The following is a 323-nucleotide window of genomic DNA, read 5'->3' on the forward strand; positions in this document are numbered from 1 at the left end:
GAAGAGTATCTGGCGTACACCACCGAAGAAACGGAAAAAGTAGAGGTTTACCGTCTGGCGGAACAGTTGGGCGGCGACATTGAAGCCGTCATCCGGCAGCTTGCCGAAAGGCGGAGAAAAAAGGAATAAATAGAAACAGATTCATCAACTAAAAAAGAAAATGCGTATGAGTATATCAAGAACGAAAATGCTGCAAGTCAGCAAGTGTTTAATCGGGCTGGCGGTCATGGTGCTGCAATCCTGCGACATAACGGACAACCGACGCGACCTGCTTTGCGGAAACTGGGAGAGTGTGGAGGGCAAGCCCGACGTGCTTATCTACA

Annotated in this window: 1 protein-coding gene and 1 pseudogene; both read left to right on the plus strand. The window is 49.2% G+C overall.

The window, feature by feature from the left end; translation table 11 throughout:
* A pseudogene (locus DXA54_RS28045) lies at nt 1-129 on the plus strand (TraG family conjugative transposon ATPase); the annotation flags it as partial.
* Nucleotides 130-166: 37 nt separating this feature from the next.
* On the plus strand, nt 167-323 hold a 157-nt coding region (locus tag DXA54_RS28725), incomplete at its 3' end, for a DUF3876 domain-containing protein (protein ID WP_243647710.1).

The organism is Bacteroides sp. OF03-11BH (genome assembly GCF_003604005.1).
Lineage (GTDB): Bacteria > Bacteroidota > Bacteroidia > Bacteroidales > Bacteroidaceae > Bacteroides > Bacteroides ovatus.